At 35.2% G+C, this 11,498-nt stretch carries 5 protein-coding genes and 1 pseudogene; 5 read left to right on the top strand and 1 reads right to left on the bottom strand.

The genetic code is table 11. The features are described 5' to 3' along the window. Positions 1 to 9 precede the first annotated feature (9 nt). The 3 genes and pseudogenes from N8L33_RS06435 to N8L33_RS10205 form a co-directional block, all read left to right on the top strand. Positions 10 to 2,715 carry a phage tail tip lysozyme gene (locus N8L33_RS06435; protein WP_261059295.1) on the top strand — a complete coding sequence of 902 codons (2,706 nt, stop codon included), beginning with the start codon at positions 10 to 12 and terminating at the stop codon, positions 2,713 to 2,715. A gap of 708 nt (positions 2,716 to 3,423) precedes the next feature. Beyond that, positions 3,424 to 5,346, top strand: a complete 1,923-nt coding sequence (gene ltrA / locus N8L33_RS06430; RefSeq protein ID WP_261059294.1) for a group II intron reverse transcriptase/maturase — start codon at positions 3,424 to 3,426, stop codon at positions 5,344 to 5,346. A gap of 138 nt (positions 5,347 to 5,484) precedes the next feature. After that, positions 5,485 to 5,607, top strand: a pseudogene (locus tag N8L33_RS10205) (CHAP domain-containing protein); the annotation flags it as partial. A gap of 30 nt (positions 5,608 to 5,637) precedes the next feature. Here N8L33_RS10205 and N8L33_RS06425 read toward each other — a convergent pair. After that, the gene (locus N8L33_RS06425; protein ID WP_071788347.1) at positions 5,638 to 5,826 is read right to left on the bottom strand and encodes a hypothetical protein; all 189 of its coding nucleotides are present in this window, start codon (positions 5,824 to 5,826) and stop codon (positions 5,638 to 5,640) included. A gap of 18 nt (positions 5,827 to 5,844) precedes the next feature. On the opposite strand from N8L33_RS06425, the gene N8L33_RS06420 reads away from it, so the two are divergent. Together N8L33_RS06420 and N8L33_RS06415 are read left to right on the top strand one after the other, a co-directional pair. After that, entirely contained in the window at positions 5,845 to 6,411 is a 567-nt protein-coding gene (locus N8L33_RS06420; RefSeq protein ID WP_000013900.1) for a PBECR4 domain-containing protein, read from the top strand. 479 nt (positions 6,412 to 6,890) lie between these two features. Beyond that, positions 6,891 to 11,498 (top strand): mucin-binding protein (locus N8L33_RS06415; protein WP_261059293.1); only part of this gene is annotated, 4,608 nt, incomplete at its 3' end.

The following is an 11,498-nucleotide window of genomic DNA, read 5'->3' as shown; positions in this document are numbered from 1 at the left end:
GGAAGGTAAATGAAGGATAAAAGAGAAATCATACGTGCACGAAAGGCATTTAGAAGAAGTCTAAAAGATGAGAAGAAATTCTTGAAACAAGGAAAGAAGGAGGTGAGGAAACAGAAAAAAGATTCCGCTGTACTGGATGAAAAAGCATGGAAAAAAGAGATAAAAGAAAAGCTAGAGGAGATGAGAGAAGCTTCAAAGGAGAGAGTAAAACAAGCAAATGAAGACTACAATCACATCCTTCAAAATAGTCCTCCATCTCTTTTGAATCGTAAAGAATTAAGAGACAGACGATTGCCTCATGCTAGGAAACGATTGAAAATAGCCAAGAAGCAATTTAGAGAAGCCAAGGTAGAAGCAAAAGAAGAAAGAAAAGAGAGTCGTAAAGAAAGAAAAACCAATCAAAAATTTCTTTATGGTCAGGAATCGAAACATAAATCTAATTTTTTCTTTCAAGGGAAGAGTTTAGAAGAATTAAAAGCCAAGAAGGAAGTAAAGGCTGCTAAAGAAAATTTAAAATATACTAAACAAGCCTATAAGTCCAAAAAAGTCAGTAGGAAAGCCAAAACTTTTCTTTATGTCCTTGGACGTGAAGGTGGAGATTTAGCTTCAGAAAATGAAGATTTAGAAGGTTATCGCACTTTACAAGAGACCATTAGAAAAGGGAAACGCTACAGTCGGCTTTCTTATAACCTTGGAAAAGCTAGTGTCAAAACAGGACAAGCAACAGGTCGTTTTACCAAGAAAAGACTGACCAACACAAAAGAGCGATACCATCATTTTAAAGATGGAAAAGGATGGAAACTAGCGAAAGATAACCCAAGTTCCTTTAAAAATCGGTTTCGAAAATTAAAGAAACAAGGTCTTACAAGTGTCCGAAATATCTATCAAAAACTAAAAGCAGCCTTTTCCTTCTTTACATTTACGGCTGGAAATCCTGTAACCTGGATAGTTGGAGGATTAGTCTTTCTTCTCTTATTTATGATGAGCTTCTTTTTAGGATTTTCATCTGCTAGTTTGATTCAACAAGATGAATTTGAATTAACAAAAGCTTATACCCACCTAACTTGGGAAGATGCAGAACATACTCGTACAAATGACAAAGGAATTACCTATTACACAAAAGTTGATGATGTGATGGGGTATATGAACTTTAAATTCCATGACTATGAGTTACACAAACCAGTTCACTTATTTAGTTCAGAAACTTACAAGGATTATCTGTCTACTTTGTGGCATGATTTAAACGATGGAGAAGATTTGAAATCCATGCAAGACCTCTATGAAACTCCTAAGTATAAACTATCGAAAGACGATCAAGAGGAAATGAAGGAACTAAAAGAAGAAGGTGTCTATGCTTCCATGCAAGAATTGGACAATCCATTTGAAGGGAAAAGCAACGAAGATAGTCTAACCATGACTTATCGTTATGGATACTATGATTTAGACGGGAAACCTACCCTTCAGGAGTACATTCTACTAGAAGCGAAGGCTCACCAAACGATTGTCGCACCAATGGATGGTGTTGTATCTCTAGATGGCGACAATGTTATTCTCACTAACGGAAAAGGAGAGAATGAGAGTCGATTGACCTTGTATTCTATTCATAATGGCCGTGCGATTGAGGGGACAAGAGTTCTAACGGGTGATATTATTGGTGAAACACCAGACGATACAGGTTTGAAAGTTTCCTATCAAAAGTATAAGAACAAGAAAGAAAAATTAGTGTATGTCAATCCACAATTTTATTTTCCAAAAGTCATTCAACTTCAGACCACTATCTTACCTGCCATTGGTCAGTTTGGTGGAGATGAGTTTGAACGAGCAAAACATATTTATGATTTTTTGAAATCTCAAGGGGCAAGTCCCCAAGCCATTGCGGCTATTTTAGGAAATTGGTCGGTAGAATCTTCTATTAATCCTAAACGAGCTGAAGGAGATTACTTATCTCCTCCTGTTGGAGCTACCGATTCCTCATGGGATGATGAAGCATGGTTAGCGATTGGAGGTCCAGCCATTTATAGTGGTGCTTATCCTAATATCCTTCATAGAGGTTTGGGTTTAGGGCAATGGACGGATACTGCAGATGGTTCAACACGTCATACAGCTTTATTGAATTATGCACATAGTAAAAATAAGAAGTGGTATGATTTAGACCTCCAACTTGATTTTATGCTTCATGGGGATAGTCCTTACTATCAAAGTTGGTTAAAAGATTTCTTTAAAAATACAGGCAGTGCAGCTAATCTCGCCCAACTCTTCCTCACCTATTGGGAGGGAAATTCTGGTGACAAACTACTGGAAAGACAAACCAGAGCAACGGAATGGTATTACCAAATTGAAAAAGGCTTTAGCCAAACAAATGGAGGACAGGCAAAGAGTGATCCACAATCCCTTGAAGGTGTTCGTGGGGACTTGTATGATCATTCTGTTCCTGGTGGTGGAGATGGTATGGCCTATGCCTATGGACAATGTACATGGGGTGTTGCGGCTCGTATGAACCAGTTAGGCCTAAAATTAAAAGGTAGAAATGGAGAAAAGATTTCAATCATTAATACCATGGGAAATGGTCAGGACTGGGTTGCGACAGCTTCAAGTCTTGGTGGGGAAACTGGCTCTACACCAAGAGCAGGTGCCATTGTTTCTTTTGTAGGAGGTACACATGGCACACCAGCCATCTACGGTCATGTGGCTTTTGTCGGTGCGAGACGTTTCTAACTGAAAAGGTTAGACACGTTCTTGAAAAATCAACCTGATAATCAGGTTAAATTTGAATAGAATGGAGAACTCTTATCTTGAAAATTGGAATGAAGGGGTAACGCCCTGAAACGATTTCTCTAATACTCCGACATGCGTTTATCTTGTGCAAAGGTAAAGGTTTGAAGCTCGGTGAAGTCGGCTGAAAGATACCGTTATTCTTAAGGACTTAAGAATCGAAAGTGTTCCAGAGGTGGAATATGTATCTGATAGGTCGGGAGTCATTAAAAACTAAATAGGGTGAGAATGTGCATGAGCACTGACGAACCAGCGAATGTACGCTCCGAAGGCGAGTACGTAGAAATGCGTATAACAACGTAAGTTGTTTCAACTTGAGGAAGAGTAAGAATCGACGATATGAAATTCCTTGTTATGTTACAGGCATATCAAAGTTGAAGGGGTATAGCTAGGCACCTAAGTTTAGTATTGATAAAGATAAGGGAACGTCGAAAGCTAGAGATGTGGAGGTTGCACAACCAGAGAAACATTGGAAAGAAAATCATAACTTTCCTTAATCTCTAGTGAGAGTGGTGGCACGACCTTTGAAAGTGTTGTAATGATACTGGAGGAACAGCCACTAGTCAATAGTGTATTGTTATGAACTTTATCATTTCATGGATTCTTGTAAGACATAAAAGGTCACGAATCCAAAGAGAGGAGTGATAGACCATGACGAAACCAAAAAATGATGACAAACTATTAAAACATCAAAAACTAAGGTATGCGGAATACTATGGCATGACCGAGATATTTGATGATTTATATTCCAAAAGTCAAAAGGGATTCAGTTTTAAGAACTTAATGAACATTATCATATCTCCCGAGAATATACTGCTCGCTTATCGTACCATAAAGCGGAATGGTGGTAGTCAAACCGAAGGAGTAGATGGTGTTACCATTAAAGATTTAGAAAATCTGACCCAAGAAGACTTTATCTCTAAAGTTCAAAGAAGATTTCAATATTATAGAACCAGAAAAGTCAGAAGAGTAGAGATTCCTAAGCCAAATGGGAAGAAACGACCACTTGGCATTCCCTCGATGTGGGACAGAGTGGCCCAACAGTGTATTTTACAAGTATTGGATCCAATCTGTGAAGCGAAATTTTACAAACACAGTTATGGATTTAGACCCTTAAGGTCGGCTGATAACGCTATTATGGACTGTATGTATCGTATGAATAAAAGTCATATGACTTATGTCGTTGACGTTGATATTAAAGGCTTTTTTGATGAAGTGAATCATACTAAGTTAATGCGTCAAATCTGGACATTAGGTATCAGGGACAAACAACTTCTAGTGATTATTCGAAAAATGTTAAAAGCACCAATTGTTCTTCCGAATGGAAAAGTGACCTATCCAACTAAGGGCACACCACAAGGAGGTATCTTATCTCCACTACTTGCCAATATCAATCTCAATGAATTTGATTGGTGGATAGGACGACAATGGGAAGAAAGAGATTGTAAGGAATTAGTTCCTCAATATAATTCCAAGGGAACAAGACACAAGTCACATGTTTACAGAAAGCTGCGAACTTCAACGACGCTAAAAGAAGTTTATATTGTCCGATATGCGGATGATTTTAAAATCTTTTGTCGAAATAGGAATGAGGCAGAGCGAACGTTTAAGGCTGTAAAATTGTGGTTAAAAGAACGACTTAACCTCCCTATTTCAGAGGAAAAATCTCAAATTACCAATCTGAGAAAGAAAAGCAGTGAATTCCTTGGGATTACTTTAAAGCTAGTTTCTAAGAATAATCGTTTGGTTTGTTTCTCTCATATTGCATCAAAAGCCAAGAAACGTATTAAACATCAACTGAAACAACAGATGAAATTGATACAAATTAAAGGTGCTAAAGAAACAATTATTCGTGAAATACAGAAGTATAATAGTATGGTTATCGGTATTCATAACTATTATAGTATGGCAACACATGTGAGTAAGGATTTAGAAGAAATTCATTATCAGCTTTATCTCTCTTTTAAAAATCGATTGCAGGCGAAAGGTCTGACAAAAATAGGAGAATACAAGGGAAAAGATAAAGGACTTCTCCCCTACCTCCAATCTCAAAATATTCGGTACTTAATGGGTTATCCAATTCTTCCAATTAGCTATGTCAAGACGAGAACACTAAAAGGAAGAAATAAGAATCTGAATAGGTATACTCCCGAGGGGAGAAAATTGATTCATAAACAACAGGAATCTGTTGAAACATGGAAATTAAAATGGCTGAGAGAACACTCAATTATAAATAAGCGTGCAACAGTTGAATACAATGATAATCGAATTTCTTTATTTGTAGCTCAAAAAGGGAAATGTGCTGTAACCGGTCAGGAATTGGATATGGATGATATTCATTGTCACCATAAGAGACCATGGTTAGAAACAAAGGATGACTCTTATAGGAACCTTATCATTGTTGGACGAGATATTCATCGCCTGATTCACGCAACAAATGAGAAGGTTATCAAAAATCTCTTTCAGCTTTTGAATTTGAGTGATACAGGACTGACCAAATTAAATCAGTTGCGCGAACTTGCAGGAAATTCACCATTATTGAAAGAAAATTTGAACTTAGAACAATTATGTTAATCATATTAATACAGCACGATAAAGCAAAATCGTGATAATACACTATTGATGGAACGCCGTGTGCGGTGAAAGTCGCACGCACGGTGTGAAGCGGGGGAAAAGATGGAGATAGTATCAAAGTTTTACCTATCGCTATAGAAAGTATATGATGATGGTTCTTTCCTTGTGTCTGAGACAAACTATGGTGGCAATCCTAACTATACCTTTAGAAAAATCTCGCAAGCAGATAGCGCCATCAGTTTTGCCTATACTACGAAATAGAAGAGTTTAAACTTGAAATTTTAGCTATTTTCAGGTAAAATAAATAGTGTAGATGAGTGGTCGGCTCATGGTCAATCTGATAGTAATCTTGGACATAAGGGCCAAGCGGTGGCGGACACCAGAACGAAATCCGATAGCAATCTTGGACGTAAGGGCCAAGCGGTGGCAGACACCAGAATAAACCGACTGACTAGGTGGCTTACAGACTCTGTAAACCACCTTTTTTGTGAGGAAAATATGGCAAATTCTAGAGATTATCGTAATCCAAATTACACCGAAAAAATAAAACTTCAGCGTTTTTTTACTCAGTTACAAATTGCGGCTTCTTTTTTTAAAGAACACTTCGTTGGCAAAATCATGTATTATGAAACAGAAATAGAAAGTGTTGAACTTCATTTTTCACCTACTAATTTCATGCACCTATGTGGTGTTGATTACCGAAAAGGTGCAGGCAGTTTCTTTGACGATTGTTTAAATAGGCATGTCATAATTGATGAGTTGAAAATAAAAAAAGATGGAACCACGATGCAAAAGTTACAAGTTTTAGGATCCATTGAGGAGTTATTGGGAAAGCATGTTCATCTAACTGGTTCAGGACGTTATTTGTATTTGGAGTTTGATTATGCTTTACGTACAAGAAAACAGATACTAGCATTAACATTGAAAGAGACATCTAGGAAAATTGTTCCTCAATCTTTATTAGATTTGAAGAGAAAGACAGTATTTCCAAAAGGTCAAAAAGTAATTTCAATTTACTCAAAACATTTACAAACGTCGGAACTCTTTTATTATTTAAAAGATTAGTTTACATATCTTTTGTGGCATAAAATATATTTTTATCATTTTCAGGAGAACGCAGTTTTGGCTCGTTCTCTTTTTAGTTGTGATACTTCTTTCAAGGAATATTTGATAGGATTGGAGTGAAAATAGATTAACTAGGAAAGAAGGAAGTAAATGGAAGCCATTTATCAACCTGATTCGAAACTGGTTGTACTACTTGATGATAAATAATTAGCGCTAGGAACTAATAGCTGATTGGAAAATACATAGGCTAAATATTTATGTGATTTAAAATGTTATAAAAACGTAATTTTTCAGACAATAAACATCCATGTTTCATAAAATGTAATATTTATAAAGAATAGCGAACAATATCCGTATATATATATATATACGGATATTGTTCGTTTTGTGATATGAAACTTTGCGAAAAACTCTATTGATTTATTAGATAAAAAGAGTATCATAATATATAACAAGATATTTATAACGGAGGAAATCAGATGTTTTATAAAGGTAAACATGATCGTGAAAAACAACTACGTTTTTCTATTCGCAAAGTAAGTTTTGGAGCAGCTTCAGTCGCGATTGCTGCTTTTATGATGTTTATTGGTGGAGGTACTGTTCAGGCAGATGCTATTCAAAGTAATGATAGTAGTGCTGCCTCAGTATCTTCAAATCATCAACCAAAGGAATATGATAAGAAAACAGATAATGAGGATAGAGTTAATACTTCTAATCTTAAGGTATCAGAAGCAACTTCTGAAAATACAGGATCTAAAGATGTTATTTCTTCAACTGAATCTTTTAATAATGAGAGTAGACAAGAGGAAAAACAGTTTATTAAAGCTGATACAAGTAAATTAGAATTAGCTGTTGCTCGTGTTCAAGCGTTACTTGAAAAAACTGAAGTGAATGAAAAAACAGAAGAAGTAATCAAAAGTGCGAATGAAGAATTAGCTAAAGCGCAAGACTTATTATCTAATGATAAAGTAATACAGGGAGATATCGACAAAGAATTAAGTTCTCTTAATAATATAGATTTTATTCTTAAAAGTATACCAAAAGCATCCATTGAAAAGAAATTAGAAAAAGAAAACAAAAATCAAGATCCACGAAATGGAAAAGCCATTCCAGGAAAAGGAGAGAGTGGATTTAGAGCAGAAGAAACTAGAAATGTAGAATCTAAAATACTAGAGAATGGGAATATTACTGCCAGTGGAACAATTACGACTAATGACCGAATGGGAAATTATTCTCCAACTAAGTTTTCTTATAATGTAAAATTAAAAGATGGTTCTTATCATGAAAATGATAAAATAAGTATTACTTTCGAAGAATTAGGAAGTGGTTCATCTTTGCCTGAGACATTATCAAAAGACGGAAAAGTTTTTGCCAGAAGAGAGAGTATAGAAGAATTATTTACTAATGAAGCTGCTAAAGGTAAAAAAACTTCCTTTTGGGCTCAGCGTGATGATTCAGCATCATTAGAAGAAAAAGAGCAAGCAAAATTAAAAAATAGAGGTACAAAAACTAGGTTTACTTATAAGTTTACTTCTGCAATTGAAAGTTTAAAAGATGTATCTTTCGGAGGTGCATTGAATGATTATAGTTTAAGGTATCCTGAAGTTAGTGAAGATAAATTAGTAACTGCAAAAATCTTAGTTAATAACCAAACCGTTGTTGAGAAAGAATATACTGTTAATAAAACAAATATTAAACAAGAAAAACCTAGTGAGGCACCTTCTACTATTTCAAGTTCTGGGACTTTAGAGTTTGGACAAAATGGTGAATTAATAAATCATAGTGAACAATTTAATTTTAGTACAAATAAGTATGAATATGGCGTAGGTACAACTTTTACTATTAAGTTAAACGATAAAAGTTTAAATAAATTTGTTAAAAGTGGCGATTTTAAAAAAGTTCGAGCAAATTTATCAAATAAATCAACAACTGCTAACACTAAGATAAATGAAGAGCATGTTATATTAAAATCACCAAGAACTTATGCTGAGTTTCAAGTTATTAGTCTTACTGATGATGAACTAGTTGTAAAAATTGTGGGTGGTAAGGCAACTTCAGATACAAATTATAGTTTTGATTGGGCAGCAGCCGGTGTGTCAAGAGAACCAGTTTCGAACACTGTTAATTTATATCATTCACAAACTGGTAAGTTTGGACCTGTAAATGAAACTGTCAAAATAACGAAAGAAAATAGTTCGGATGACTTGAGTGGTCAATATACAACAAATATGGAAATCTCATGGGATAATCCGAAAAAAAATTCATTTGATGCTTCTGGGAATTGGCTTAAAGAATACTTAGAACTCGGAAATGTTGCTATGCGTTATATTAATGTTGCTAATAATAATCCGATTTTAAAAGCAACTTCAATTGTTAAAGGGGGAGTAGCTGAAGTAGATAAATTTGCGACTGCAACTCCAACAAAAGATTTTACAGAAGCTAATGTTGCTACAGAAGCAAATAACACGACGAAAAAAGAAGAGACACAAAATGAGAATGTTAAAACAACCACTGCTACTGCGCCATATATTATTAAAGGAACTGATAATAAATACTATGTATTTAGAGAGTATCTAAAAAATAGTCCATATAAGCGAACATCAACTAGTGGTACAGTTTATGATGCGGTGTCAAATATTGTAGCAGCTTACGATGAAGCAAAATACGGAAAAGTTACTGTAAAATATGTAAAAGCTAATGATACTGCTACTGTTCTTAGAGAAAATGTCTTAAAAGATGCTACAGCAAAATTAGAAAATATTGTTGGTACCAATTATTCAGTTACACCAGAAGAAGAATTTAGTGAAAATGGTGTAGTTTACAAACTAGTTAAAACTGATTTACCAAATAATTCAGATGGGATATTATCAGAAAATCCTACAGAAGTTGTTTATAAATACGTAGTTAAAAATCAAAAAGCAAATGTTGTCATTAAAACAACTGATGGTAAGCACTCTACAACAGTAGAATTAACTGGTGAACCGGGAACTGCCTTACCAAATAGCGAAGACATTACTAATAAAATTAAAGAATTAAAAGGAAAAGGATACGAAGTTGAAAGTGATACATACAATGTAAATGGTGCTCATCCTGATTTTGATGACCAAGATGATGAGGAAGCAGGAGTTTCTAAACCATCTCAAACCTTTGAAATCACATTGAAACCTAGAATCATTGAAGTACCTTCATCAACGCCACATGAAAAAGATAGCCCAGTAGATCCAAATGGAAATAATCCAGAATTGAAATGGCCTAAGGGCTTGGCTGAATCTGACTTGACTAAGACCGCTAAACGTGTGATTTCTTATGTGAAGAAAGATTCTAATACAGCAGCTGAAGAAAAAGCTTTAGATGATACTGTTCAAACTGTGTCATTCACAAGAAAAGCAAAAGTAAATCTAGTTGATAAAACAGTCGAATATACAGATTGGGAATCATCAAATCAAACATGGGAAAAAGTAGAAGTTAAAACATTAGCAGGATATATTGCTGATAAAAAAGAAATTCCAGCCAAAGAAGCAGTAACCCCTGAAAAAGATACAAAAGTAATCCCTGATGAAACGGATAAGGTTACTTATACGAAGATTGGAAGTTGGACTCCAATTAATCCGACAACTGGATTAGAAGAAACTCCAATTCCATTCCCTAATGATCCAACAGACCCAACAAAAACTGGGGAAATTACAGAAATTATTCCTCATAAAGATGGCTATACTCCAAAAGATGGAAGTGGAAATTCATTAACACCAATCGATCCAGAACATTTAGATAAAGGATATCATCCGCCAAAAATCACAGATCCAAAAGCTAATATTAAGATTACTTATGAAAAAGATGATCAAAAAGCAAAAGTGAAATTCGTTTCCGTAGATCCAAAAACTCAACAAGAAACAGAATTAACGGATCATGCATTAATGTTAACTGGTAAAACAGGAGAAACGATTTCTGAAAGAGATGTTCAAACTCGTATCGATGTGTTGAAATCAATGGGTTACGATATTGTTGACAATCCATTTGATAAAAATCCAGTGTTTGATACTTTAAAAGACACAACTGATAAAGTTTCTCAAGAATTTATTATTAAAGTACAACCACGTGTGTCAACTGCTTATCCAGTTTATGTTGTAGAAGGAACTAAACCATCTTCCGAACAATTAAAAGATGCCGTGTCAACAAAAGGCAACGATAAAACAGTAGATGAAACGAAGATTCCAGAAACAACTGGAAAAGTTGGAGATGACTCATTGACAGTTCCAATAACAGTAACGTACGGTTCAGGAGATAAGAAGCGAGAAGAAACCGTCAATGTACCGGTTAAAGTTGTAAAAGGTTATCCACAAATCGTGCCTGTTGATGAAGATAAGAAACAGCCATATCCTGAAGATAGTATTGATCCAGATCAATATCCAGAAGGTTCAACATTTGAATATAAAGAAGAAGTCAATACTTCAGAGGCAGGGGACAAGAATGTTACAGTAGTTGTTAAAGACAAAGCAGGTAATAAACTTGTCGAAGTTCCAGCAACGGTACGGGTGGTAGAAAGTTATCCTCAGTATGTTCCAGTAAACAAAGAAGGTATCTCACCGAAAGATAGTATTGATCCAAGTAAATTCCCAGAAGGAACCACGTTTGAGTATAAAGAAAAACCGAATACTGGTTCCACAGGAGACAAAGATGTAACAGTTGTAGCTAAGCTAGGTACAGAAATAGTTGCAGAGATTCCTGCTAAAATTGTAGTGGTCGATAGTAAGACACAATATGTGGCAGAAAATAAAGAGAATACACAACCAGACGCCTCTAAGAGTGTTGATGAAGAAAATTATCCTGAAGGTTCTAAGTTTAAATTTAAAGAACCAGTTGAAACAAGTAAGGCAGGAGACAAGGAAACAACGGTTGTAGTAACGGATAAAGATGGAAATCCATTAGTTGAAGTTCCAGCAACTGTAGTAGTCGCAAAAGGTTATCCTCAAATTGTTCCAGTTAGTGAAGGGAATGAACAACCTAGTGTCAAAGATAGTATTGATCCAGATCAATATCCAGAAGGTTCAACATTTGAATATAAAGAAGAAGTCAATACTTCAGAGGCA

This window comes from Streptococcus mitis (genome assembly GCF_946188695.1).
GTDB lineage: Bacteria > Bacillota > Bacilli > Lactobacillales > Streptococcaceae > Streptococcus > Streptococcus mitis_DF.
This window is presented reverse-complemented; position numbering and strand designations above follow the sequence as displayed.

Bases quoted from the DNA above. Each gene is read 5' to 3' on its own strand.
- N8L33_RS06435 (WP_261059295.1), top strand. From the start codon at position 10: ATGAAGGATAAAAGAGAAATCATACGTGCACGAAAGGCATTTAGAAGA.
- ltrA (WP_261059294.1), top strand. From the start codon at position 3,424: ATGACGAAACCAAAAAATGATGACAAACTATTAAAACATCAAAAACTA.
- N8L33_RS06420 (WP_000013900.1), top strand. From the start codon at position 5,845: ATGGCAAATTCTAGAGATTATCGTAATCCAAATTACACCGAAAAAATA.